Consider the following 24235-nt stretch of genomic DNA (forward strand, 5'->3'; position numbering starts at 1 on the left):
CGTCCCTTTTACCGAGCCCATCATGATGCGCTGGCCGCTGAGAGGGCAGTCTGTAGGATCCGCAAGACCAACTCGTCGAAGCCAATACCTGCGTGGGCAGCCGCCTGCGGAACGAGACTATGATCGGTCATTCCCGGCACCGTATTGACCTCGATGAGCCAGAACTGACCTGACGTGTCACGCATGACGTCAATACGTCCCCACCCCTCGCCTCCTACAGCGGCAAACGCCTCTTTGCACAACGCTGCCAGGGACTGCTCATCCTCCCAGGATAGACCACAGGGTAAGTGATACTGCGTAGTGTTGGCGATGTACTTGGCTTCGTAGTCGTAGAAACCGCCTGGCACCTCGACGCGAATGGCAGGCAAGACATCATCTCCCAGCAGCGCTACGGTGTACTCATCGCCGACGACAAATCGTTCGGCCATTACACGCGCATCGAATTTGGCCGCCGCCGTATACGCCGCTCGAAGCTCTTCTTGGCTCTTGACGATACTGATGCCCAGGGTGGAGCCCTCATGCACCGGTTTGACCATCATCGGGAGCCCGAGCCGCTCGACCACAGCGACCCAGTCGGCGTGCTCGTCGAGCATGATGCACTCAGGCGTGGGCAGGCCTACGGCCTGCCATACCTGTTTGGTGCGCTGTTTATCCATTCCCAGCGCAGAGGCCAAGACGCCGCTTCCAGTGTAGGGTACGCCCAGCAGCTCTAGCGCCCCTTGAAAGGTACCATCCTCTCCACCGCGACCATGCAGCGCAACGAACACCGCGCTGGGATCCAAGCGCTCGAGCCCAGCGAGGCCGCCCTCTTTAGGGTCATAACCGATCGCGTCGACACCCTGTCGCCTCAGGGCAGCTAAAATCGCCGCGCCACTTTTGAGAGACACCTCTCGCTCGGCGGAAATGCCGCCATATACCACGACGACGCGCTCCAAGGAGCCGACTTGACTGCCGTTCATAACGCCACCTCATCCAACTCCAATCTGGCCTGCGCCAAACGTAGCGAAATACCGCCCACGTCCCCTGCCCCCTGAGTAATTAGGATATCACCGGGACGTAACACGTTGTTCAGCAAAGCGGGCAGTTCATGCTTGTGCTCGACAAATAGCGGATCGACCTCGCCTCGCTGGCGAATAGAACCGGCTAGTGTGCGCCCTTCGGCTCCCGGCAGCACGGCTTCGCCCGCACTGTACACGTCCAAGAGCACCAGCGTATCTACTTGGGAAAGAACACGCACGAAGTCTTCGTAGAGATCCCGCGTTCGGCTGTAGCGATGGGGCTGGTAGAGCATCACCAACCGGCGGTCGGGCCAACCCGCTCGCACGGCTTGAATCACCATGTCGACCTCGCGGGGGTGGTGCCCGTAGTCGTCCACCAGCATGACCTCACCTCCCCCCGTGGGGGCAGGGAAGTGTCCATGCACTTGAAAACGACGTCCAACGCCTGCAAACCCGGTAAGGCCCCGTTGAATCGCCTCATCGCTAACGCCTGCGTCCGTCGCCACTACGATCGCCGCCATAGCATTGAGCGCGTTATGCCGACCCGGCATGGCTAGCCGAATGGCCAACGGTGCAGCGCCGCCTGGACGCAGCGCAGTGAACGACACTTCGCCACCTTGCTGTGCAAAATCGACGATACGGTAGTCGGCATCGTCATCGAAGCCATACGTCACGAACTGCCGTTTTACTTGCTCACATAAACCGCGCACATGCGGGTCATCTATGCACAGCACGGCCAATCCATAAAAAGGCAGATTATGTAGAAATTCGATGAAGGTGCTTTTGAGCCGCTCGAAGTCACCGCCATACGTCGCCATATGGTCGGCATCGATGTTGGTCACGATCGATACCATGGGCTGCAGGTGCAAAAACGACGCGTCGGACTCGTCGGCCTCGGCCACCAGATAATCGCCCTCGCCCAAACGGGCATTGGCGCCTGCACTCGTCAGCTTGCCACCGATGACGAACGTTGGGTCCAACCCTCCTTCTGCGAGTAGCGTGGCCGTCAAGCTAGTCGTGGTGGTTTTACCATGGGTACCCGCCACGGCAATGCCGTGGCGAAAACGCATCAACTCTGCCAGCATCTCGGCACGACGCACCACCGGCACCCGGTGCTCATGGGCCCAGCGTATCTCAGGGTTGGTTTCATCGATGGCGCTGGAGACGACGACCACGTCAGCCCCTCGAACATTTGCTTCTGCATGGCCGATCGCCACCGTGACACCACACTGGCGCAGCCGCTCTACTACGGGGGATGCTTTCATATCGCTACCGCTGACTTGGTAGCCTTGGTTCGCCAATACCTCGGCGATTCCGCACATGCCTGCCCCACCGATACCCACGAAATGCAGCCGCTGAATACGACGCATACCGGGGCCCGACGGACGGCCCCCTTGCGGCGGCATGTTAGTCACTGAATCGGTCACGCAGTTTCTCCTTGCTTCGCCAAGCCCAAACAGCCTGCTGCAAGACGCTCTGTAGCGTCGAGGTGCGCGGCCTGTCGCGCCTTCGACGCCATGTCTGCCAGCCTGTCAGGGTCTAATAATTCATCGAGTAATCGAGTCAAACGCTCCGGCGTGAGGGCCGATTGCACCACGCACTGCGCCGCTCCCGCCTTGACCAACACATCGGCATTGACACGCTGATGGTCATCGACAGCAAAGGGAAAAGGCACCAACAGGGCAGGCTTGGCGGCAGCCGCCAGCTCGGCCACCGTCAACGCCCCCGCACGGCAGACCACTAGATCAGCCCATGCGTAGGCTGCTGCCATATCATCAATAAAAGGGCTAACGTCCGCGACAATGCCCCGTTCCGCATAGGCTTGAGCCGTGGCGACATCACGCTCTTTACCGGCTTGATGACGAACATCGGGACGCCGCTCTGGCGGTAGCGCAGCCAGCGCTGCGGGAAGCCGCTCATTGAGCGCAACGGCACCCAGAGAGCCACCGACTACCAATAGCCTCAGCGGACGGCCCTTCAGCTCGGTCGTCTGTCTGGGGCACTCTCCCAATGCCGCGATTTCTTCGCGCACCGGGTTACCGATGACCTCGGCGCGGCGGCCGAACGCATCGTCGAAAGCCGCATAGGTTCGAGTCGCCAGCCGAGACAGCACCTTATTGGTGAGACCCGCGACAGCATTCTGTTCATGAATGACCAGCGGCACCCGTGACAACCACGCCGCTAACCCGCCAGGACCACTGGCAAAGCCCCCCAGACCCACGACGACATCGGGCTTGAAACGCTGAATAACACGTCGGGCCTGCAACACCGCCTTGGAAAGATTGAGAGGGGCTTTGCACCAGCCAGCGAGCCCTTTACCGCGCAGCCCTCCAATGGCAATGGTGTGCAGTAGAATACCTGCCTTGGGCACCAACTGATTTTCGATGCCGCGCGGGCTTCCTAGCCATTCCACGTCGACACCCTTGGCCTGTAACGCATGCGCCAACGAGAGCGCAGGAATGACGTGCCCGCCGGTTCCCCCGGCCATGATCAATATCCGTCGACGTGAGTTGGTCACTACAAACGGCTCCTTGAATAATTACGATAAACGCGGCTCTCGGCGAGCGCGGTAGGGCGTCGGCGTACGACGCGGGCGATGACGGGTCTCGGCATCGACCCGAAGCAGCAGCCCAATCATCATACCGGTCACCAGTAGGCTCGAACCGCCATAACTAATCAGCGGCAACGTTAGCCCTTTGGTAGGGAGCAATCCTGAGCTCACCGCCATATTGATGAACGCCTGAGCGGCCACGATGAATCCAATGCCATAGCTGACGTAGGCACCGAATAGATGACCTGCCAGCTCTGCCCGGCGGCCTACCCACATCGCGCGTACAATGAATAGGGTAAACAGCAGGACCACGGCAATAGCGCCTAACATGCCCAACTCTTCGGCCACCACGGCAAAAATGAAGTCCGTATGCGCTTCCGGCAGGTAGTGAAGTTTTTGCACGCTATTGCCAAGGCCAGTGCCGGTGACATGGCCACGACCAAAGGCAATCAATGCCTGGGTCAACTGATAACCGGTGGCGAACTGATCGGCCCAAGGATCGAGAAAGCTGGTCCAGCGCGCCAAGCGATAAGGCTCCATGACGACCATCATGACCGCGCCAAACCCCAACACCCCGCCGCTGCCCAGTAGTAGCGTCAACGAGGCACCACTCATCATCAGCATGCCGATGACACACACGGTATAGACCACCATACCGCCGAAATCTGGGGCGAGAAACAATAGGCTAGCGGGCACGGCCAGTACGGCCAACGGCCGCCACATGGTAAATGCCCGTTGACGCAATTCGTAAGTGAAGCGGGACATGAACGCCGCCATGTAGAAAATCAGCCCCACTTTTGCCAGCTCCGAGACCTGCAGGCTCGGTAGCGGCCCCGGCAGAGAAATCCAGCGCTTACTGCCGTTCACTTCTTGACCGACGATCAGTACCACCACGAGCATGAAAATACTGACGAGCAGGATGAGCGCCGCGTTCTGACGCCATAGCTCCAGCGGCACGCACAGCATGAATAGGCAAGCCGTAATGGCCAGCACGAGAAAAATGCCGTGCTGCCGGGAATAGTGGTAGCTATTTTCTAGCAGTCCTATGGATGCAGAGCTGACCATGATCCAGCCCAGCCCAGCCAACGCTACGACGGCAAGAATCAACCAGATATCACAGGGAAGATGCTGGGTCGTCAGAGCAGCGCGCAGGCGCTGTAGCCGGCTAAGTGACTCGTCGCTCATATCGTCAACTCATTGCGTTTATGTATCACCCACTGACGAAAGGCATCACCACGGGCTTGATAGTTAGCAAATTGATCCAAGCTGGCACAGGCGGGAGACAGCAGCACACAATCACCGGGCTCGGCCATGGCAAAGGCGACTTCCATGGCCTGCGTCAAGTGCTCGACCCGCTCCACGGGCAGTGCCCCTGCCAGCGTTTCCATCAAACGAGGCGCATCGGTGCCAAACACGATCGCCGCACGGGCACACTCAGCAAGTGGAGCCGTTAGGGGCGTAAAGTCAGCGCCCTTGCCCACGCCCCCCGCCAGCAGGATGAGCTTTCCATCGAGAGTGGGACCAATACCGTTGATGGCCGCCAGCGTGGCCCCAACGTTGGTTCCTTTGGAATCATTGACCCAGCGGACCCCGTTAATATCGGCGATCCATTCGCTTCGATGGGGCAAACCCGCGAATGCTCGCAGAGCACGGCACATGTCCGCGCGGCCAAAGCCTAGCGCGTTTCCCATCGCCAGTGCAGCCAGCGCATTGGCATAATGATGCCGACCCGCCAACTGAAGCTCGTCAGCCGCCAACCAAGGCGTCTGCCCATGCATCAACCACCAGCGCCCCTGGCGCTCGTTGAGCCCCCAGGACTGGCCGATGGGTGGCTCACTGCTGAAATACTCGACATGGTTTAGCATCGACTCTGGCCACGTCTGGTCGTCGTCTGCGTTCACCACGGCGTGATCGGCCCCCAGGAAGATGCGCTGCTTGGCCTGACGGTAACCCGCCAAGTCGCCGTGCCGATCCAGATGGTCGTCGCAAAGATTCAAGAACGCTACCGACGCAGCGCCTAGCCACGGGGTCGTTTCTAGCTGAAAGCTGGATAGCTCCAAAATGAAGAGCTCAGCGTCCGGCTGCTCCGCCAACAGATCGAGCGCGGGTGTCCCTAAATTGCCCCCCACCGCGGCCTTGATTCCCGAGGCAGCGGCCATCTCGCCGAGCAGTGTGGTAACGGTGGATTTGGCATTTGACCCGGTAATCGCGGCGATGGGTGCCTTGACGGCACGCTTGAACAGCGCAATTTCCCCCACGAGCATAGGCTCTCCGGTGGTCGGGTTATGACGCTCTAACAACCCCTCCAAACCTGCCGTATGGGGATCGACACCGGGACTGATGACGACCTCGTACGCATCGCGCATTTCCAACAGTGTCAAGGCACCGCAGTGTACGTGAACAGCAGGATACATCTGACGAAAAGCGTCGATCCCTGGCGGTGTCTCGCGGGTATCTGCCACCATGAACGGCCTACCCAACTGGGTAAGATGACGGCAAATGGCCTGACCAGAAAGCCCTAGCCCGACGACCACCGTAAATCCGTTGGGTACCTGCACCATGTGGCTCCTTCTGCCTTGCGCTAAAGGCGGCCCTAACGCCGCCTGACGGGTCTCAACTTATCGCAGTTTCAGCGTGGCGAGGCCGAGTAGCACCAGCACCACCGTAATAATCCAAAAGCGCACGATGACCCGCGGTTCCGGCCACCCTTTCAACTCATAATGGTGGTGTAACGGGGCCATGCGGAAGATACGGCGACCGGTGAGTTTGTAGGAGCCCACCTGTAAGATCACGGAGACGGTTTCCAACACGAAAATACCGCCCATGATGAACAGCACGATCTCTTGACGAACGATGACCGCCACCACGCCGAGCGCCGCGCCCAGCGCCAGGGCACCGACATCCCCCATGAACACTTGGGCGGGGTACGTGTTGAACCACAGAAAGCCAAGACCGGCGCCCGCGATGGTGGCGCAGAAGACCGCCAGCTCACCGGTACCGTGAATGAAAGGAATATGGAGATAGTTCGCGAATACCGCGTTGCCGCTGGCGTAGGCAAAGACCGAGAGCCCCATGGCCACAAGCACAGTCGGCATGATCGCCAAACCATCCAAGCCATCAGTGAGATTGACGGCATTCGAGCTACCCACGATCACAAAGTAACTCAGCACGATGTAAAAGACGCCCAGCGGAAGCGCGACGTCCTTGAACATGGGAATGAGCAGGCTGGTTTCTGCAGGCGTGGTGGCCGTTGCGTAGAGCACCACGGCCGCTCCAATACCCACGACCGACTGCCAGAAGTATTTCCAACGCGCTGGCAGGCCTCGGGGATTCTTCTCGACCACTTTACGGTAATCATCGACCCAACCAATCGCCCCAAACCCCAGTGTCACCAGTAGCACGACCCACACATAGTGGTTGGTCAAATCGCCCCAGACCAGCGTACTAATGGCAATTGCCAATAGAATCATCGCGCCCCCCATGGTCGGGGTGCCCGCTTTCGAGAGATGCGACTGGGGGCCATCATCTCTCACAGCTTGGCCAATTTGGCCTTCTACCAGTCGGCGAATGACCCACGGTCCTAACCAAAGACACAGCATCAATGCCGTTAGCGCTGCCAAAATCACGCGTAACGTCAAATAGTTAAAAACTTGAAACGTAGACTGATATTGGGCTAAGAAATTCGCCAAATGAAGTAACATGAACGGCGCTTACCTTGTTTCATCCGCGCGCAATGCCGTAATGACCGTTTCCATGCCAGCACTACGCGACCCTTTCACCAGCAATGTGGCGTGGGGTGGAAGAGAATGAATAATATGACGCACAAGCGTCTCGTGATCGTCAAAATGCTGCCCACGACCAAAGGCATCCGAGGCCGCACGGGCTGCTTCGCCGTAGGTCACCAGCATATCGATGCCCAGCGACGCAGCGTAGCGACCCACCTCGGCGTGAAGGGCTTGCGACTCGCCGCCTAACTCCCCCATCGCCCCCAACGCGCACCAGCGTGGCGCTGGAAAGCTGGCTAGCGCGTCTAGCGCGGCTTTCACTGCGCCGGGGTTGGCATTGTAGGTGTCATCGAGCAGCGTAGAATGACGTAGACCAGCCACTAGGCTTAGGCGACCTGACAGTGACGTCAATCCGCCCAACCCGGCCACCACGTCTTGCGATGACACGCCGAGCGCCAGTGCCGCTGCCGATGCAGCGAGTGCGTTGCTGACGTTATGCTTCCCAATCAGTGGCAGATTAACGTCACCGAGGCGCTGGCCGTGCGCAACAAGCGTGAAAGCATACCGCCCCTGAGGGTCGCAGGAAAGTGCCTGGGCGTGAACGTCGGCATCCTCATGTAAGCCGTAGCTGACACAACGCCTAGGGGCGGCACAAGCTGACCAAAAATCGTGGTAGCGATCGTCTCGGTTGATGACGGCCGTGCCATCGGACCCAAGCCCAGATAAGATCTCACTTTTTGCCTGAGCAATCTGCCCCATGCCGCCAAATTCGCCAACATGCGCCCCGGTCACGTTGGTAATGATTGCTACTTGCGGTGCGGTGAGCTGGCTCGTCCAAGCGATCTCGCCCAGATGATTAGCCCCCAGCTCGATCACGCCCGCTTGATGCTCGTGAGATAAACGCAACAGCGTCAGCGGCGCACCGATATCGTTATTCAAATTGCCCGAGGTCGCTAGTACGTCACCGAGCGGTGACAGCAAGGCAGCGGTGATCTCTTTTACCGTGGTCTTGCCGCTATTACCGGTGACGGCGATGAGCGGGAGGTCGAACCGACGACGCCAAGCCTTGGCCAACAGCCCCAGCCCAAGCCGCGTATCCGAACACACCAACTGCGGCAGAGCGCTTTCCACCTGACGCTCCACCAACGCGGCGACAGCCCCCTGCTCCCTTGCTTGCTCGACGAACGCGTGGCCATCGAAACGCGGTCCTTTTAACGCGACAAACAGGCATCCAGGAATGATTTTCCGCGTGTCGGTCACGACAGACGACACCCATTGAGCGCCATTGTTGGGCGACACGCCGACACCCAGTGCAGCGGCCACTTCTGTTAACGTCCACATCAGACGACACCTCGAGTCGCTAATGCATCTCGAACCTGCTCGTCATCTTGAAACGCATGACGCACGCCATCGATCTCTTGATAGGCTTCGTGACCTTTACCTGCCACGAGAACCACATCTTCCGGCGAGGCCTGATGTACCGCGTGGAGAATAGCTTGGCCACGATCACCGACCTCGTCGACCGTCGCACGTTCGGTAAAGCCAGTGAGAATTTGCTCACGAATACGCGCCGCCGACTCCCCGCGAGGGTTATCATCGGTCACCACGATGTGGTCGGCTAGCTGCTCAGCGACGCTGGCCATTTCGGCGCGCTTTCCCGTATCGCGCTCTCCCCCACAGCCAAACACACACCACAACTTGCCCCGGCTACCCAGATGGGCGCGCAGCGCGCCTAGCGCACTCTGTAGCGCATCTGGCGTGTGGGCGTAATCTACTACCACGCTGGGTGCACGATCACCACCGAAGCACGCCATACGACCTGGCACTGGGGAAAGGCTAGCCGCTGCCGCGAACAGCGACTCCAATGACTCGCCCAATCCATACAGCACGGCGATGGCCAGCAGCACGTTGTCCAGATTGAACCGCCCCATGAGACCTAGCTGCAGCGCTTTCTCACCTTCCGGGGTCGCAATCAGCGCCTGCTGTCCAAGGGCATGCGGCTGCCAATCCAACACCCGTAGCGTGACGGCGTCATCGCTGCCAGTCGCCAACACGCGCACGCGCTGGTCACACCCGGCCAGCATCAAGCGAGCCAAGGGGTCGTCACCGTTCACAACGGCCAATGTCAACTCGGCTCGACGGAAGAGTTTTGCCTTTGCCGCTGCGTAAGCGGCCATACTGCCGTGATAATCCAAATGATCCCGGGTCAGATTGGTAAATACCCCGACGTTCACATCCACCGCGTCCAAGCGCTGCTGATCCAGCGCGTGGGAAGAGGCCTCCAGCGCAACCCGCTTGACGCCCTGGCGCGCCAATTCACCCAGCGTCGATTGCAGGGCAAGGGGACCAGGCGTCGTCAACCCGCTTTCTAACAGCTGACCCGGTCGTCCTACGCCCAAGGTCCCAATCACACCGGCAGGTGTCCCCAAGCGTTCGCTGAGCTCGGCAACGTAGTGGGTCACCGAGCTCTTGCCGTTGGTTCCCGTGACTGCAATGATCTCAAGCCCGCTCGGCACGTCAAACAACGCCCGACCCAGCTCACCCAGACGCAGCGACAAATGCGGCAAAAACAGCACGCGTTCGTCCAGGTTCACGTCACTCTCTTTGGTATGCGCCAGCACGAGGGCGGCTCCACTTGCCAACGCTTGCTCGATATACGCTCGGCCATCACTCTGGCTGCCGGGCACGGCAACGAACACATCGCCTGCCTGGAGCTTGCGAGAATCGGTGATCAGATGAAGCTGCTGAGGTAGGTCAGGCAGCGCTGGCAGTTCGGCGCTCGGCCATACTAAGCGTAACGCTTTCCGTAACTGGTCTGGGCATAGAGTCATGCCATCTCCTTAAACACTAATCGACCTCGTAATCCGGCGGCACATCCAACAGCCGCAGAGCGTTGCCGGTGACACTCGAAAACACCGGAGCGGCTACGGCGCCACCATAGAACTCGCCCGCTTTAGGGTGATCGATCATGACCACCGTCACGATACGCGGGTCCGAAATCGGAGCAATGCCAGCAAACACGCTGCGATACGCATCGGTGGCATATCCTTGCTGTCCCGTTTTACGCACGGTGCCGGTTTTACCGCCCACGCGATACCCCTCTACCCGAGCTCGTCGACCGCCGGTGTAAGCGCCCACCGACGTCTCCAAGATATCGAGTAGGTCGTTGGCAACGCTAGGCTCAATGGCAGGAATACCTGGCGGGGGCTCTGACAACCTCAACAACGAAGGAGGTAGACGCTGACCGTCATTGGCTAACGCCGTGTAGGCACTGGCCAATTGGACCGCCGTCACCGAGAGCCCATACCCATAAGAGAGCGCGGCTCGCTCGCTGCGTGACCACTGAATCCGCGCCGGTAACGTTCCCGTAGACTCTCCAGGAAACCCTGTACCTGGGCTTTGACCTAGGCCCAGTTGGTTGTATTTTTCCCAGATGGCCGTATCGCTGAGCTGAAGCGCCAAACGTGACATACCAATATTCGAGGACTTTTCGAGAATACCCGCCAGATCCAATTCGCCATAGTTACGGAAATCGCGAATCGTGAACTGGTCGAGACGCATCCACCCCGGCGAAGTATCTACGGCCGCATCGCGCCCAACGATGCCGCTTTCCAGCACAGCGGCCATAGCAAGCGGCTTCATCACCGATCCCGGTTCAAACACATCGACCAGCGCTTGATTGCGTAAGCCGCGAGGGTCTAATCCGGCGCGATTGTTGGGGTTATAAGAGGGAAAATTGGCCATCGCCAGTACTTCACCGGTACGGGCATCCATCATCACAAGCACGCCGCCGTCTGCCTGGTGCTCGGCAACGGCGGCACGCAACTCCCGATAGGCCATGTACTGAATACGTTGATCGATCGCCAGGGTCAATTCTCCACCCGGCTGCGCTTCACGAATCACGCCCAACTCTCGCACCAAGCGGCCGCGCCGGTCTTTGATGACGCGACGCTGCCCCGGGTGACCCGCTAGGTAGGGCTGATAAGCGAGCTCTAAGCCCTCCTGACCGACGTCGTCTACGTTGGTGACGCCGAGTATTTGGGCCGCCACCTCTCCAGCCGGGTAGTAGCGCTTGTATTCACGCTGGGGATAGACACCCGGCGTGCGCAGATCGAGGATGCGCTGCGCAGCGTCTGGGGTCATCTGTCGGCGCAAATACATGAATTCGCGGCTACTGTAGCGCGCCACTCGGGACTCGAAGTCATCCAGTGATATCCCCAGCGCCTGCGCCAGCATGACACGCTGGATGGCGTCTGTAGGCAACTCTTGAGGGTTCGCCCAAAGCGTCACGACCGGCGTCGAAATCGCCAGCGGCTCCCCGTTACGATCAGTGATCATCCCGCGGTGGGCGGGAATGGTTTCGTGGCGCAGCGTGCGGGCATCTCCCTGGCTCTGCAAGAAGGGGCGGTCGATGACCTGAAGCAGCGTAATCCGTCCAATCAGAATCGCCGATGCCAAGCCAATGGCCAATAAGATGAAGAAAAAGCGCCCACCGGCAAGCGGCGGCGCGATGGGATATTGGCGGGACGTCCCTCCCCGACCTTCACGCCTCATGGCCGAATCACCTCGACATCGTTTACGTCAGGAATGCGCATCTCTAGCCGTTCCGTGGCAATTTGTTCAATGCGGGCCGGCGTTGACCAGGCCCCCTCCTCCAGCAATAACTGCCCCCACTCGGTTTGCAACTGATTCTTTTCCTGCTCCAACCGCTGCAACTCGGCAAACTGCGTGCGCGTCATGTGAGTCGTCGTGACCACGGCCAAACCGGTCAGCAAACAGGCCATAAACAGCCCGATCATCGTCATGGGCCACCAACGAAGACGTAGTTTGAATGGCCACTCTGCCCTTAGCGTGGAAGCCCAGAGCCCTAACCGCTCCATACTCATGATTAGCCTCGCTTACGCGCCGCCCGCATGACGGCACTTCGCGCGCGGGGGTTGGCATCGACTTCCTCGTCACTTGGACGGCTGCCTTTACCCAGCGCTTCCAGACGGCGGTTCAACTGATCGTCACGGATGGGAACCCCTCGGGGTAGATGGGTATCTCCACGCACGTGATGTCGAATAAAACGCTTCACACGACGGTCTTCCAACGAATGGAAGCTGATCACCACCAAATGACCACCGGGGGCAAGCGCTTCGAGCGCTGCTTCTAAGGCGGCATCGAGCTGGTCGAGTTCCCCATTGAGATAAATGCGCAGCCCTTGGAATGCCTTGGTGGCCGGATGGCGTCCTTTTTCCCACGCAGGGTGCGCGGCTTTCAGCACCTCAGCCAAGTCCACCGTATGCGTAAAGGGCTTCTCTACTCGACGCTTTATCACGGCATTCGCTAGACGTTTGGCGTAGCGCTCTTCCCCGTAGGCTTTGAAGACATGGGCAATATCGGCTTCATTGGCGCGGGCCAAAAACTCGGCGGCGCTCTCCCCTTGGGTAGGGTCCATGCGCATATCCAGCGGACCGTTACGCATGAAGCTAAACCCGCGTTCGGGGTCATCGAGCTGGGGGGATGAGACGCCCACATCCAGCAGAATGCCGGAAAGCTTGCCATAGAGCCCTTGCTCTTTGGCAAACTCCGCCAGCTGGGCGAACTCGCGCTGAGTGATAAGAAACCGAGAATCATCTATGTCAGCGGCCGCTGCGATGGCCTGTGGGTCGCGATCCATGGCCAGCAAGCGACCTTGATGACTCAAACGGGAAAGAATCAACCGGGAGTGACCACCACGACCAAAGGTGCCATCTAGGTAAACGCCTTCTGGATCATGCACCAGGGCATCTACCGCTCCTTCCAATAAAACGCTGGTATGACGAAAACGGGTGACCTGATCAGCGTCAGCAGAAGGCATGGTACTCTCACACAAAATTTGGGAAGGCGCGCTGGGCACGCCTTTCATGGAAATGGGGAGTCGGCCGATAAGCCGGGTTCTGTCGTGGACAGTCATTCCTCTAGGCGCTGCGTCACCGCAGCGCTCAAGCAACCTACCCGGACCCAGCGCGGGCCACGCCGTTGGGTCCCTATTTGGTCTTGCTCCGAGTGGGGTTTACCATGCCACGCACTGTTGCCAGGCGCGCGGTGCGCTCTTACCGCACCCTTTCACCCTTACCGGCCCCTGAGGTTGATGTCAGAGACTTAGGCGGTCTGCTCTCTGCTGCACTTTCCGTCGGCTTACGCCGCCCAGGCGTTACCTGGCACTCTGCCCTATGGAGCCCGGACTTTCCTCCCCCGGCGGCCCTAACGGGCACACCAGCGGCGACTGTCTGGCCAACTCCGGCGGCAAGCATACCAGTGCCCCGCGTTCGCCTCAATGCTGACCTTTCATTGCCTGCAACCGGGCATACCACTCCTGCTTGCGCCCGCCTAGCATTCGTGCCGCAACCGACGCCCCCTGCTTGACGCCAATACCTTCGGCCAGCAAAGCAGCGAGCAGTTCGTCGGCCGACATCGTCTGCTCATCGCTTGGCTCCATCTTGGGTGCACCCGAAATCATGATCACGAATTCGCCACGACTCTGGTTAGGATCATCCGCGAGCCGATCGCGCAGCGATGCCGGAGAGCCCTGCAGAAACGTCTCGTACGTTTTGGTCAGCTCACGGGCCAACACCACGGATCGATCGGGCATCTGGTCGCACAACGCTTCCAGCGTGTGAACAATGCGGTGGGGCGATTCATAGAACACAAGCGTTTCCTCACGACACTGCCACTGCTCGAGCGTTTGGCGGCGAGCGCTTGGCTTGGCAGGTAAAAAACCGCCAAACGTAAAACGATCAGTAGGCAGGCCCGCAGCGGATAGCGCCGTAATCAGCGCACAGGGACCGGGCAATGGCACGACGCTTCGGCCTCTAGCGCGTAGCTCACGCACCAACACGAATCCTGGGTCGCAAATCAGCGGCGTGCCCGCATCACTAATCAACGCAATGTTTTCGCCCGCCAACAAATAGCCATCCAGGGTATCTACTCGCTGGGCTTCGTTATGTTCGTGCAACGACATCATCGGCGTATTCACACCAAGATGGCCGAGCAGGCGCGCACTATGCCGAGTATCCTCAGCCGCAATACGTGATACGTCGGCCAAGACGCGAGCGGCGCGCGGGGTCAAATCGTCCAAATTCCCAATTGGCGTGGCAACCACGTACAATGTGCCCGGATGTTGGTGTGTCATCATGACTCCCGATTTGTTGATGGCTTGCCCTGACGGTGCGCTATGCTTGTGAAAAAGCCACGCTAACCAGCTGATAGACCGCGACAGCGCAAATGGAAACTAAGGAAGGATACATGAAACAGTCACTTCGTGGCCTATTGGCCACTGCCTTCATGGCACTTCTCATCACCGGGTGCGCCATGCAGCCCCCCAGCGTGGTTGATCGAGTGCCTGATCAGGATGCAGGACGCTTGCTCAGTCAGGCCGAGCAGCAAGCGCCGGAGCAAGCTGCCCGCACCCGCTTGGAAGCGGCCAACATTCTGGCCCGCCAAGGCCAGCGTGAAAACGCCTTCGATGCCGCCAATAGCATCGACGAGGCGCAGCTCAACGATACCGACCGTGTTCGCTGGGCCATGCTGTTCTCGGAACTTGCCCGCGGCCTGAACGATCCGCGTGCCGTCCTTCGCGCCACACAGGTATTGGATGACGAGCTGCCCATGCAGGCGAACCAGCAGCAGACGCTGGCCGAGCGTCGTCAGTGGGCACAACAGGCTCTAGACCAGCAGCCGGGCTCTGTTCAAGTCGCGCTTCCTGAACTGGACGGCACCGAGGTTCGACGTATCATTGTTGCACTGCCAGAGTCCGGCCCACTGAGCAGCGTTGCCAACACTATAGCCAGCGCCATGCGCCGCCATCACGAGATTAGCGCTGACGGCGTTCAGCTAAGCTTCATCGACGCTGCGCAATTCTCCCTCGACGAGCTCTATAGCCGGGCGCAACAGATCAACGCGCAACTCATGATCGGGCCGCTCGATAAAGACCAAGTCACTCAGCTCGAACAGCGTGACAGCGTGCCACTACCTACGTTGGCACTTAACTACGGTAGCAGCGCAAACAACCAAGCCCAGCGTCTGCTGCAATATGGCTTGTCGGCGGAAGACGAGGCGCGCCAAGCGGCACGCCGCGCCTACCAGGATGGACAACGCCAAATGTCGCTCATGGTGCCCGATAACGACTGGGGCCGCCGAGTCGGTGAAGCCTTCTGGAACGAGTATCAGCGCTTAGGTGGCGAAGTCACGAATGCCGTGCGCTATAACCCCAGCAGCCCGGTATCGAATGCGGTGCAAACGGCACTCAATGTCAGCGGAGAACGCGCTCGCCTTGGCAACATTGATGCCCTTTTCCTACTGGCGCTCCCGGACTATGCACGCCAAGTGCCGCCCACGCTGGATTACTACTACGCGCCGGACCTGCCCATCTACGCTACGTCACATCTCCATGAAGGCCGCTTACAAACGCGCCTGGACCAAGATCTCAATGACGTCATGTTCATGGATATCCCGTGGCAAATTCCAGATGCCGCGGTAGGAGGTGAAGAAGTACTGCCGTTCTACCCCACTTACCAAGCGCTACGCGATGAGGCGGACGCCTCCATGTTCCGCTTGATGGCCATGGGCGTGGATGCCTACGAACTGGCTAAACGCATGTCGGATCTGTCTGACCTGAACGGTTTGAACGGCAGCACCGGCACGCTATCGCTCTCCAATGATGGGCGCATTCACCGCGAACTCCCCTGGGCTAAGTTCCAGAACGGTACGCCTTCCCCCATTTTGATCCCCGGTTTGCGGGATAATGAGCAGTAACCCACAGACCGCTCGTTCACGCGGCGCAGCCATTGAGCAAATAGCGGCTCAATGGCTGCAGCAGCGTGGCCTCAAGCTAGTGACCAGCAATCACCATGTAAAGGGCGGCGAATTGGACTTGGTGATGTACGACCGCGACACGCTGGTCTTTGTCGAAGTAAAACATCGCTCCACGACACGTCATGGGCATCCACTCGAAATGGTCAACGCGCAAAAGCGCCGCCGGTTGATTCGTGCGGCAACGCTCTATCTTGCACGACATGATCTCGCATGCCCCTGTCGCTTTGATATCCTAGCCATCACAGGCAGACCGCCCGCTCTCGAGTTCCAATGGGAGCAAGCGGCTTTCGACGCGTATTAATACTCTTAACTAGGAAGCCCTGATGGACTTTCAATCTCGTATACTCAGCCATTTCAATGCCAGCATCGATACCAAAACCTACGCCAGCGAAGTCTTGCCTCCGTTCATCGAGGTCGCCAGTCAAATGATGGTGCAGTGCTTGGTCAACGAAGGGAAAATTCTCGCTTGTGGCAACGGTGGTAGCGCTGGCGATAGCCAGCACTTTTCGTCTGAGTTACTGAATCGTTTCGAGCGCGAGCGCCCCAGCCTACCTGCCTTGGCTCTAACGACCGATACATCGACACTTACCTCCATTGCCAACGACTACAGCTACAACGAAGTCTTTTCCAAACAGATCCGCGCACTGGGCCAGCCTGGCGACGTCTTGCTGGCAATCTCCACTAGCGGCAACTCGGCTAACGTCGTTCAAGCCATCCAGGCTGCTCACGACCGTGACATGACCGTGGTGGCGCTCACCGGACGTGACGGTGGCAACATGGCCTCGCTGCTAGGCCAAGATGACTGCGAAATTCGCGTACCCGCCACCTCCACCGCGCGCATTCAAGAGGTGCATTTGCTCGTCATTCACTGTCTTTGTGATTTAATTGACGAACAACTGTTTGGCGGCGCTGACTAATCACGCGCGTTTTGCGAATCCCTACTGATCAAGGAGTCATTCTCATGGCCCTGCGCTTCTCCTCCAAAACCTTACTGGCTGCAACGCTTTGTGGTGCGATCGCACTCAGTGGTTGCGCCAACAATAGCGCCTCCAACCCGTCCAACTACGGCCAACGCAGCAATGACGTAGAAGCCGTCGATGCCACCATCGAGCGAGAAGTAGAGCGCGCCCTAGCCCGCGCAGATGCCCGCCTTGGCGATGCCCGCATCCGCGCTCACAGCTACAATGGTGCCCTACTACTCGTCGGACAAGTACCCAGCGAAGAACTAAAAAACATGGCCGGTAGCGTGGCCTCCAACCTGCGTGGCGTGCAAAAAGTCCACAACGAACTGACCGTGGCGGCCAATCTACCCGCGACTCAGCGACTGACGGACACTTGGCTCACCACCAATGTCATCAGCCAGCTCGCCACCAATGACCGCATTGACTCTTCAAAGCTGAAGGTCACCACGGAAAATGCCAGCGTCTATTTGATGGGCATGGTGACGCGTGAAGAGGCTGACCGCATCGTCAATGCTGCCTCATCGGTAGGGGGCGTTCAGCGCATCGTGAAGGTGTTCGATTACCTCGACTAGTCCCCATAAACGGAAAAACCTCGCCAGATGCCTGGCGAGGTTTTTTTATGTATGACGCCCCCAAGAAGTTACTTAACGACACGCAACGTGGGCTTCTTCTTGGGCTTTGCAGCGCTAGTGTCAGCCTCGGAAGAGTCGCTGGACGGCGTGTCCGGCGTGGTCTCCGTTAGGGTCAGCTCAGGTTTCGAAGCCTCCGAACCCGCGCTTTCCGACTCGTCAGACGAATCATCATGCTCATCGAAGCCTTCTGCATCTAGCTCAGGCTCATGACCAAACACCATACCCGCACCATTCTCACGGGCATAAATAGCAATCAGCGCAGGCGTTGGGATCATCACCTGCATGGGCTGACCGCCGAAACGCGCATTGAAACCAATCGCCTGATTTTCCATGAATAGATCGCGAACAGCCGTCGGCGCCACGTTGAGTACGATTTGTCCGTTTTGTACGAACTGCCTCGGCACTTCGACACCAGGCTGAGTAGCGTCCACCACGAGGTACGGTGTCAGCTCATTATCCAACAGCCACTCGTAAAGGGCTCGGGCGAGATAGGGACGACTCGACTTCATAAGGCTCCCTCCTCCTAACGTGAATGGCCTCTAACAGGAAGAGGCCGAATGAATTCAAGCGCGCATCTCTTTTTCACGCTCGTTCAGAGATGCTTTAAACGCTTCACGCTCGAATACCCGAGACATGTAACCCAGCAGCGGTTTGACCTGTTTTTCGGGCAGTTCGATGTTCAGCTCCGGTAAACGCCATAAAATCGGCGCCAAACAGCAATCCACCAGCGTGAATTCTTCGCTCATGAAGTAAGGCATGTCTTCGAAGATCGGTGAAATACCGATCAGACTCTCGCGCAGCTCTTTACGCGCTTTCTCGGCCTCTTTTTTACCGCCAGTGCGAATCTGCTCGAGCATCGGACACCACTCCCGCTCGATGCGATGCATCCATAGTCGGCTTTGTGCACGCGCTACCGGATAGACCGGCAGCAGCGGCGGATGAGGAAAGCGCTCATCCAAGTACTCCATCATGACCTTGGACTCGTAAAGCACCAGATCACGGTCCAGCAGCGTCGGGACGCTGTTGTACGGGTTGAGGTCTGCTAACTCTTCAGGCGGCTGCTCTTCGGTGACATCAACGATGTCGACCGCCACTCCTTTTTCAGCCAAAACAATGCGCACTCGATGACTGAAATGATCATCACTACCTGAGTAAAAGATCATTGACGACCGCTTGGCCACAACACCCATGAAAGCATCCTCGCATCAAAACAATTTTCGATAATAACATGCCAGCACCCTCTTATGGGAAGGTAGCCAGCGATACAAAGCGATACTACAGACAAGCAAAAGGCGCACGGCTCTCGCCGTGCGCCCGAACGACCTATCAGACTTTATCGATCAGTGGACGTCTCGCCAGTACTCACGCTTGAGCAGGTAAGCAATCACACCAAAAATAAAGATGAAGATGAGCACTTTAGGTGCCAGGGCTTGCGCCTGCAGCTTGGAGGGCTCACCAACGTAGGCCAGGAAGTTGGTCAAGTCATATACCGCTTCCTCGAACTCGGCTGGCTCCATCGCCCCTGGTTGAGTCACTTGCAGCACATCACAAGACTGATACTTACCTGATAGCGGGTCGGGAGACTGTCCCGCCACCGGCTGATCGGTTTCGGCACACACCAATTCCTGAACGCCTTGGAGAGGCTCCAACACGTTAGGCATCGCCACCAAATCAAAGACCGTATTGTTGACACCGGTTGGGCGGCTAGGGTCTTTGTAAAACCCTAACAGATAGGAGTAGATCCAGTCGGTGCCACGTAAACGCGCCTCCAGCGTCAAGTCAGGCGGCGGAGCGCCAAACCAAGACTCTGCATCCCCACGGTCCATGGCAATGTGCATTTGGTCATTGAATGCCAGGTCCGAGGAGAAGATCAGGTTCTCTTCCACTAGATCTTGCGGAATACCCAAATCATCCGCAGCACGTGCAAAGCGTTGATGCTCTAGTGAGTGACAGCCCATGCAGTAGTTGACGTAGAGCTTCATACCGTTTTGCAACGACGCCTGGTCGTGCAGGTCAGGCTCCATGCTGTGGGGCACGCTTGCGCCACCAGCCGCCATCGCGGTGACTGGCACGATTGCGAAGAGCAGTGCTAATAGTTGCTTTTTCATTAGCCAGTCACCCTTTCCGGAACGGGTTTGGTCTTCTCCAGCTTGGTGTAGAACGGCATCAGCAGGAAGAAGGCGAAGTAAATGGCTGTACACACTTGCGCCAAGATGGTGCGACCTGTCGTTGACGGCAACACACCTAGAACGCCCAAAATCACAAAGCTAATGCAGAACAGCAGTAGCATGACTTTGGACATCCAGCCTTTGTAGCGCATCGAGCGCACCGGGCTACGGTCGAGCCACGGCAGCACGAACAACACCGCGATGGCCGCACCCATGCAGACGACACCCAAGAACTTAGCGTCAAGACCAAACAGCGAGAAGGTAATCGCACGCAGAATGGCGTAGAACGGCGTGAAGTACCAGACCGGTGCAATGTGGTCAGGCGTTTTCAGCGGGTTAGCCGGCTCGAAGTTAGGCCGCTCGATGAAGTAGCCCCCCCCTTCCGGGAAGTAGAACACCACGACACTGAAGACAAACAAGAACACCGCAATACCCACCAAGTCCTTCACGGTGTAGTACGGGTGGAAAGCGATGCCGTCGAGCGGCTTGCCGGTCTCGTCTTTCTTCTGCTTGATGTCGATACCATCAGGGTTGTTAGAACCCACTTCATGCAGAGCAATGATGTGAAGCACGACCAATGCCAAAATCACGATGGGCAACGCAACGACGTGAAGCGCAAAGAAACGGTTCAACGTGATGCCTGAAATCAGGAAGTCACCGCGCACCCACTGCGCTAGATCAGGGCCAATACCCGGGATGGCCGAGAACAGCGAGATAATGACCTGCGCCCCCCAGTAAGACATTTGACCCCATGGGAGCAGATAGCCCATAAAGGCTTCGGCCATCAGCAGAAGATAGATGGCCATACCAAAAATCCACACCAGCTCACGTGGCGCTTTGTAGGAACCATAAAGCAAGCCGCGGAACATATGCAGATAGATGACCACGAAGAAGGCGGATGCCCCCGTCGTATGCATGTAGCGAATCAACCAGCCCCATTCGACATCACGCATGATGTACTCGACGGAGGCAAACGCGCCTTCGGCAGAGGGATTGAAACTCATGGTCAACCAAACGCCAGTCAGGATTTGGTTGACCAGCACCAGCAGCGCCAGCACACCAAATATATAGAAGAAGTTGAAGTTCTTCGGCGCGTAGTACTTCGTCAGATGGTCTTGCATCATTTGCGTGGCGGGGAATCGGTCGTCCACCCAGCGCATGATGCCACTCTCGGCCTTCGCCTTATTTGGATTAGCCATTAGGCACTCTCCTCATCTTCGCCGACCACGATGATGTCATCGCTTTCAAAGCGGTAGGGCGGCACTTCAAGGTTCGTCGGCGCAGGAACGTTGCTAAAGACGCGACCGGCCAAGTCAAAACGAGAGCCGTGGCATGGGCAGAAGAAACCACCCGGCCAGTTATCGACGCCCACCCCTTCCGCATCCGGCTCGGGCCGATACAAGGGAGAACAGCCCAAATGGGTACAGATGCCGATCAAGACACCAATCTCAGGCTTGATCGAGCGCAGACCACCCTGGATATAGGCAGGCTGCTGTGGCACTTCGGACTCTGGGTCCGCCAAGCTGTCAGCCCCTAGCGCTTCGGTCCGTTCGATCATCTCAGGCGTACGATTAATGATCCAAATCGGGCGACCACGCCACTCGACGGTCATACGCTGACCTGGCTCAAGCTTGGAAATATCCGCTTGAACCGGCGCGCCTGCCGCTCTTGCCTTGGCACTAGGCTGCCAAGATGCCACAAAGGGGACCGCAACCCCGACAGCGCCCACCGCCCCCACAACGGAGGTGGCGCCCACGAGGAAACGGCGCCGACCTTTGTTTACGCCGTTATCTGCCATTTCTGGTTTCTCCCATCAGCTTACCCGTTCCGTCGCAAAGGCGTCTTGCGACGACGAATATCAAATACAGTCTATGTTAAAAAAACAAAACGCTCTGCACAAGAACAACCGCCCCGGACCATGGTGGTAGGAGCGTTATAATTTTTTGATATTCCAATAAAAAACGCCCAGGTCTTTGACCTGGGCGTTTTTGCCGCATAGCGTAGAATTAACGCTTGGAGAACTGCGGACGACGACGTGCTTTACGCAGACCGACTTTCTTACGCTCGACCTGACGAGCATCACGGGTGACATAACCCGCTGCGCGCAGCGTAGGACGCAAGTCCTCGTTGTAATCCATCAGGGCACGTGTAATGCCGTGACGAATAGCGCCGGCTTGTGAAGAGCCGCCACCGCCTTCAACGGTGACGTACACATCGAACTGGTTCAGCGTCTCGGTCAGCTCGAGCGGCTGACGCACAACCATACGACCCGTCACACGACCGAAGTACTGGTCGAGTTCGCGGTTGTTGACGGTAATTTTGCCGGAACCCGGCTTCAGAAACACGCGAGCGGTGGAAGTCTTGCGGCGCCCGGTACCGTAATACTGCTGTGTCATGGCGAAGATTTCCTCAGATGTTCAGTTCAAGCGGCTGCTGGGCAGCGTGCGGATGCTCGGCACCGGCGTACACTTTCAACTTGGAGTACATGGCGCGACCCAGCGGACCTTTCGGCAGCATGCCTTTGACGGCAGACTCGATGATACGCTCGGGAGCGTGATCGATCATTTTGTCGAATGTCATGGAGCGCAGACCGCCCGGGTAACCTGTGTGGCGGTAGTAAGTCTTGGCTTTTGCCTTGTTACCCGTCACTTGGACTTTCTCTGCGTTAACGACAACAATGTAATCGCCGGTATCAACGTGCGGGGTAAACTCGGGCTTATGCTTGCCACGCAGGCGGCGAGCAATCTCGGTTGCCAGACGACCGAGCGTTTTGTCCGTAGCGTCGACAATGTACCAGTCGCGCTGGACGGACTGCGGCTTAGCACTGAACGTCTTCATGGATGAAATCACCAGATTAAGTGTGTTGGGTAACTCACACCGCCAAGCGGTGAAGCACCATCCCTATTTTTTTTGGTTGCCGACTAATGCCAGCAACGTGCAGCGAGGCGGCATTCTACAGCAACCATCTGCTCAAGTTAAGTGTCCCATGACTTTTTTTACATCCCCCACGCTAGGGCTTGTGCGCCAGCGCCAAGTATTCGCGCGACTGCATTTCCTGCAGCCGAGATAGCGTGCGCTGGAATTCGAAGGTCAGCTTCCCGTCACTATAGAGGGATTCCACCGGCACCTCTGCCGACATCAACAGCTTTACGCCACGATCATAAAACTCGTCCACCATATTGATGAAGCGTCGTGCTTGATCGTCTGTCTTGCCGTCCATACGCGGCACGTTGGCTACCAAAACGGTATGGAACTCGCGGGCTAGTTCGATATAGTCATTTTGGCTACGCGGCCCGTCACACAGCTCAGCAAACTCAAACCACACGACATCCTCATGCAAGCGACGCGTTTTAAGCACCCGGTGATTGACCTCCAATGGCGCGTTCTCCTCACCTGACTGACCAGCAATCTCTCGAAAGCTGCGCGCCAGCTCTCTTTCGGCAGCAGCGTCGAGAGGCGCATGAAAAATTTCAGCACGCTCCAGCGCCCGCAGACGATAATCGATACCCGAGTCGACATTGACCACCTCACAATGACGATTCAGCAATTCAATGGCAGGCACGAATCTCGCACGCTGCAATCCATCTTTATACAGCTCGTCGGGGACGATATTCGAGGTCGCCACTAACACCACGCCACGCTCGAAAAGCGCTTCAAGCAAGTTGGCGAGAATCATGGCGTCGGTGATGTCCTTGACGAAGAACTCATCGAAACAGATGACACGCGCTTCGGCGGCAAACTTACCCGCAATAAGCGTGAGTGGGTTTTTCTCGCCTTTATAATGGGTCAGCTCATTGTGAACTCGCTGCATGAAGCGATGAAAGTGCGTACGCATCTTTTCAGGAAACGGCAGCGCTTCATAAAAGGTATCGACCAAGTAGGTCTTACCACGCCCCACGCCTCCCCAGAAGTAGAGCCCTTTTACTTGGGGCAACGGCGGTTTGGCAGGCGCATGCTTCTTACCCAGCAAACCTGCCATTTTGGCTTTGATTCCTTTGCTGGCCACCACAGCCTTGGGCACCGTCGTTGGCGTCGCCAACAGCTCATCATAGAGGCGCTGTAGATGCTTGACCGCCTGCTCTTGAGCCGAGTCATACTGAAAATCACTGCGCTGGAGGTCGTCTTGATAGCGCTCAAGCGGCGTGGGACGACGAGTGTGGCCGGAGGCCTGACGCTCAGATACTGATGGCATGAAGGTGCTCCCGCAACGCATGGCCCTTACCTTTTTGCAGGCACCGCTAGGGGCGCCTAACAAAACGGACTCGACAAAAATGGGAGTGATTATACGTCGCTTGAAGGCTAAGCGCATGAGCGGATTGACCCAACCGACTGAGACGCGCCTATAATGGGGCGGTTTTTAA

General features: G+C 57.9%; 24 protein-coding genes and 1 other RNA gene. 4 read left to right on the forward strand and 21 right to left on the reverse strand.

The features are described from left to right. Positions 1–20 precede the first annotated feature (20 nt). The 13 genes from MHM37_RS01780 to rsmI all read right to left on the reverse strand — a co-directional run bounded on the left by MHM37_RS01780 (position 21) and on the right by rsmI (position 14430). Positions 21–959: a D-alanine--D-alanine ligase gene (locus tag MHM37_RS01780; RefSeq protein ID WP_239295624.1), complete on the reverse strand. Its 939-nt coding sequence runs from the start codon at positions 957–959 to the stop codon at positions 21–23. Then, on the reverse strand, positions 956–2404 hold the full coding sequence (murC, locus tag MHM37_RS01785; RefSeq protein WP_239295768.1) for a UDP-N-acetylmuramate--L-alanine ligase: 1449 nt from the start codon (positions 2402–2404) through the stop codon (positions 956–958). Before murC ends, MHM37_RS01780 begins: the two co-directional genes overlap by 4 nt. Positions 2405–2421: 17 nt before the next feature. After that, complete coding sequence (gene murG, locus MHM37_RS01790) at positions 2422–3516, reverse strand: undecaprenyldiphospho-muramoylpentapeptide beta-N-acetylglucosaminyltransferase (protein ID WP_343218238.1); 1095 nt, start codon at positions 3514–3516, stop codon at positions 2422–2424. Between the two features lie 21 nt (positions 3517–3537). Beyond that, positions 3538–4734 carry a putative lipid II flippase FtsW gene (ftsW, locus tag MHM37_RS01795; RefSeq protein WP_139527196.1) on the reverse strand — a complete coding sequence of 399 codons (1197 nt, stop codon included), beginning with the start codon at positions 4732–4734 and terminating at the stop codon, positions 3538–3540. Then, complete coding sequence (murD, locus tag MHM37_RS01800; protein ID WP_239295623.1) at positions 4731–6110, reverse strand: UDP-N-acetylmuramoyl-L-alanine--D-glutamate ligase; 1380 nt, start codon at positions 6108–6110, stop codon at positions 4731–4733. Before murD ends, ftsW begins: the two co-directional genes overlap by 4 nt. Positions 6111–6167: 57 nt before the next feature. Beyond that, a complete protein-coding gene (gene mraY / locus MHM37_RS01805) occupies positions 6168–7250 on the reverse strand; it encodes a phospho-N-acetylmuramoyl-pentapeptide-transferase (RefSeq protein WP_139527194.1) in 1083 nt (360 codons plus the stop codon). A gap of 9 nt (positions 7251–7259) precedes the next feature. Beyond that, entirely contained in the window at positions 7260–8618 is a 1359-nt protein-coding gene (gene murF / locus MHM37_RS01810; RefSeq protein ID WP_239295766.1) for a UDP-N-acetylmuramoyl-tripeptide--D-alanyl-D-alanine ligase, read from the reverse strand. Then, a complete protein-coding gene (locus MHM37_RS01815) occupies positions 8615–10105 on the reverse strand; it encodes a UDP-N-acetylmuramoyl-L-alanyl-D-glutamate--2,6-diaminopimelate ligase (RefSeq protein WP_239295622.1) in 1491 nt (496 codons plus the stop codon). The genes murF and MHM37_RS01815 overlap by 4 nt, the downstream gene beginning before the upstream one ends. 16 nt (positions 10106–10121) lie before the next feature. After that, positions 10122–11828 (reverse strand): penicillin-binding transpeptidase domain-containing protein, encoded by a 1707-nt coding sequence (locus MHM37_RS01820; protein ID WP_239295621.1) that lies wholly within the window; start codon positions 11826–11828, stop codon positions 10122–10124. Continuing rightward, positions 11825–12160 carry a cell division protein FtsL gene (gene ftsL / locus MHM37_RS01825; RefSeq protein WP_139527190.1) on the reverse strand — a complete coding sequence of 112 codons (336 nt, stop codon included), beginning with the start codon at positions 12158–12160 and terminating at the stop codon, positions 11825–11827. The genes MHM37_RS01820 and ftsL overlap by 4 nt, the downstream gene beginning before the upstream one ends. A gap of 2 nt (positions 12161–12162) precedes the next feature. Next, entirely contained in the window at positions 12163–13116 is a 954-nt protein-coding gene (gene rsmH, locus MHM37_RS01830) for a 16S rRNA (cytosine(1402)-N(4))-methyltransferase RsmH (protein WP_168444454.1), read from the reverse strand. A gap of 52 nt (positions 13117–13168) precedes the next feature. Further along, positions 13169–13540: RNase P RNA component class A (gene rnpB, locus MHM37_RS01835), an RNA gene on the reverse strand. Positions 13541–13572: 32 nt separating this feature from the next. Beyond that, positions 13573–14430 carry a 16S rRNA (cytidine(1402)-2'-O)-methyltransferase gene (rsmI, locus tag MHM37_RS01840; RefSeq protein WP_139527188.1) on the reverse strand — a complete coding sequence of 286 codons (858 nt, stop codon included), beginning with the start codon at positions 14428–14430 and terminating at the stop codon, positions 13573–13575. Between the two features lie 113 nt (positions 14431–14543). Between rsmI and MHM37_RS01845 the strand changes: the two genes are divergently transcribed. From MHM37_RS01845 to MHM37_RS01860, 4 genes are read left to right on the forward strand one after another with little or no spacing between them, the layout of a single operon-like run. After that, a complete protein-coding gene (locus MHM37_RS01845) occupies positions 14544–16052 on the forward strand; it encodes a penicillin-binding protein activator (RefSeq protein ID WP_139527187.1) in 1509 nt (502 codons plus the stop codon). Beyond that, a complete protein-coding gene (locus tag MHM37_RS01850) occupies positions 16042–16413 on the forward strand; it encodes a YraN family protein (protein WP_239295620.1) in 372 nt (123 codons plus the stop codon). The genes MHM37_RS01845 and MHM37_RS01850 overlap by 11 nt, the downstream gene beginning before the upstream one ends. Positions 16414–16435: 22 nt before the next feature. Next, a complete protein-coding gene (locus MHM37_RS01855; RefSeq protein ID WP_139527185.1) occupies positions 16436–17029 on the forward strand; it encodes a phosphoheptose isomerase in 594 nt (197 codons plus the stop codon). Between the two features lie 44 nt (positions 17030–17073). Continuing rightward, positions 17074–17646, forward strand: coding sequence for a BON domain-containing protein (locus MHM37_RS01860; protein ID WP_139527184.1), 573 nt, complete (start codon positions 17074–17076; stop codon positions 17644–17646). A gap of 68 nt (positions 17647–17714) precedes the next feature. Here the strand turns inward: MHM37_RS01860 and MHM37_RS01865 are convergent, their stop codons facing one another. The 8 genes from MHM37_RS01865 to zapE form a co-directional block, all read right to left on the reverse strand. Continuing rightward, positions 17715–18215 (reverse strand): ClpXP protease specificity-enhancing factor, encoded by a 501-nt coding sequence (locus MHM37_RS01865; RefSeq protein ID WP_239295619.1) that lies wholly within the window; start codon positions 18213–18215, stop codon positions 17715–17717. 54 nt (positions 18216–18269) lie between these two features. Continuing rightward, positions 18270–18896 (reverse strand): stringent starvation protein SspA, encoded by a 627-nt coding sequence (gene sspA, locus MHM37_RS01870; RefSeq protein ID WP_139527182.1) that lies wholly within the window; start codon positions 18894–18896, stop codon positions 18270–18272. A gap of 150 nt (positions 18897–19046) precedes the next feature. Beyond that, positions 19047–19814: a cytochrome c1 gene (locus tag MHM37_RS01875; protein ID WP_139527181.1), complete on the reverse strand. Its 768-nt coding sequence runs from the start codon at positions 19812–19814 to the stop codon at positions 19047–19049. Continuing rightward, positions 19814–21073 carry a cytochrome bc complex cytochrome b subunit gene (locus MHM37_RS01880; RefSeq protein ID WP_139527180.1) on the reverse strand — a complete coding sequence of 420 codons (1260 nt, stop codon included), beginning with the start codon at positions 21071–21073 and terminating at the stop codon, positions 19814–19816. Before MHM37_RS01880 ends, MHM37_RS01875 begins: the two co-directional genes overlap by 1 nt. Next, entirely contained in the window at positions 21073–21672 is a 600-nt protein-coding gene (petA, locus tag MHM37_RS01885; RefSeq protein WP_044629967.1) for a ubiquinol-cytochrome c reductase iron-sulfur subunit, read from the reverse strand. The genes MHM37_RS01880 and petA overlap by 1 nt, the downstream gene beginning before the upstream one ends. A gap of 208 nt (positions 21673–21880) precedes the next feature. Then, the gene (gene rpsI / locus MHM37_RS01890) at positions 21881–22270 is read right to left on the reverse strand and encodes a 30S ribosomal protein S9 (RefSeq protein WP_139527179.1); all 390 of its coding nucleotides are present in this window, start codon (positions 22268–22270) and stop codon (positions 21881–21883) included. Positions 22271–22283: 13 nt separating this feature from the next. Further along, on the reverse strand, positions 22284–22712 hold the full coding sequence (gene rplM / locus MHM37_RS01895; protein WP_139527178.1) for a 50S ribosomal protein L13: 429 nt from the start codon (positions 22710–22712) through the stop codon (positions 22284–22286). A 172-nt stretch (positions 22713–22884) separates the two neighbouring features. Further along, the gene (gene zapE / locus MHM37_RS01900) at positions 22885–24066 is read right to left on the reverse strand and encodes a cell division protein ZapE (protein WP_239295618.1); all 1182 of its coding nucleotides are present in this window, start codon (positions 24064–24066) and stop codon (positions 22885–22887) included. Positions 24067–24235 lie beyond the last annotated feature (169 nt).

The sequence above is a fragment of the Halomonas sp. MMH1-48 genome (assembly GCF_022348105.1).
Classification (GTDB): Bacteria; Pseudomonadota; Gammaproteobacteria; order Pseudomonadales; family Halomonadaceae; genus Vreelandella; species Vreelandella piezotolerans.

Bases quoted from the DNA above. Each gene is read 5' to 3' on its own strand.
- murD (WP_239295623.1), bottom strand. From the start codon at position 6,110: ATGGTGCAGGTACCCAACGGATTTACGGTGGTCGTCGGGCTAGGGCTT.
- MHM37_RS01880 (WP_139527180.1), bottom strand. From the start codon at position 21,073: ATGGCTAATCCAAATAAGGCGAAGGCCGAGAGTGGCATCATGCGCTGG.
- MHM37_RS01820 (WP_239295621.1), bottom strand. From the start codon at position 11,828: ATGAGGCGTGAAGGTCGGGGAGGGACGTCCCGCCAATATCCCATCGCG.
- MHM37_RS01850 (WP_239295620.1), top strand. From the start codon at position 16,042: ATGAGCAGTAACCCACAGACCGCTCGTTCACGCGGCGCAGCCATTGAG.
- rsmI (WP_139527188.1), bottom strand. From the start codon at position 14,430: ATGACACACCAACATCCGGGCACATTGTACGTGGTTGCCACGCCAATT.
- MHM37_RS01815 (WP_239295622.1), bottom strand. From the start codon at position 10,105: ATGACTCTATGCCCAGACCAGTTACGGAAAGCGTTACGCTTAGTATGG.
- MHM37_RS01780 (WP_239295624.1), bottom strand. From the start codon at position 959: ATGAACGGCAGTCAAGTCGGCTCCTTGGAGCGCGTCGTCGTGGTATAT.
- ftsW (WP_139527196.1), bottom strand. From the start codon at position 4,734: ATGAGCGACGAGTCACTTAGCCGGCTACAGCGCCTGCGCGCTGCTCTG.
- MHM37_RS01860 (WP_139527184.1), top strand. From the start codon at position 17,074: ATGGCCCTGCGCTTCTCCTCCAAAACCTTACTGGCTGCAACGCTTTGT.
- mraY (WP_139527194.1), bottom strand. From the start codon at position 7,250: ATGTTACTTCATTTGGCGAATTTCTTAGCCCAATATCAGTCTACGTTT.
- sspA (WP_139527182.1), bottom strand. From the start codon at position 18,896: ATGGGTGTTGTGGCCAAGCGGTCGTCAATGATCTTTTACTCAGGTAGT.
- MHM37_RS01865 (WP_239295619.1), bottom strand. From the start codon at position 18,215: ATGAAGTCGAGTCGTCCCTATCTCGCCCGAGCCCTTTACGAGTGGCTG.
- MHM37_RS01855 (WP_139527185.1), top strand. From the start codon at position 16,436: ATGGACTTTCAATCTCGTATACTCAGCCATTTCAATGCCAGCATCGAT.
- rpsI (WP_139527179.1), bottom strand. From the start codon at position 22,270: ATGACACAGCAGTATTACGGTACCGGGCGCCGCAAGACTTCCACCGCT.
- rplM (WP_139527178.1), bottom strand. From the start codon at position 22,712: ATGAAGACGTTCAGTGCTAAGCCGCAGTCCGTCCAGCGCGACTGGTAC.
- MHM37_RS01875 (WP_139527181.1), bottom strand. From the start codon at position 19,814: ATGAAAAAGCAACTATTAGCACTGCTCTTCGCAATCGTGCCAGTCACC.
- petA (WP_044629967.1), bottom strand. From the start codon at position 21,672: ATGGCAGATAACGGCGTAAACAAAGGTCGGCGCCGTTTCCTCGTGGGC.
- murC (WP_239295768.1), bottom strand. From the start codon at position 2,404: ATGCCGCCGCAAGGGGGCCGTCCGTCGGGCCCCGGTATGCGTCGTATT.
- zapE (WP_239295618.1), bottom strand. From the start codon at position 24,066: ATGCCATCAGTATCTGAGCGTCAGGCCTCCGGCCACACTCGTCGTCCC.
- MHM37_RS01845 (WP_139527187.1), top strand. From the start codon at position 14,544: ATGAAACAGTCACTTCGTGGCCTATTGGCCACTGCCTTCATGGCACTT.
- ftsL (WP_139527190.1), bottom strand. From the start codon at position 12,160: ATGAGTATGGAGCGGTTAGGGCTCTGGGCTTCCACGCTAAGGGCAGAG.
- rsmH (WP_168444454.1), bottom strand. From the start codon at position 13,116: ATGCCTTCTGCTGACGCTGATCAGGTCACCCGTTTTCGTCATACCAGC.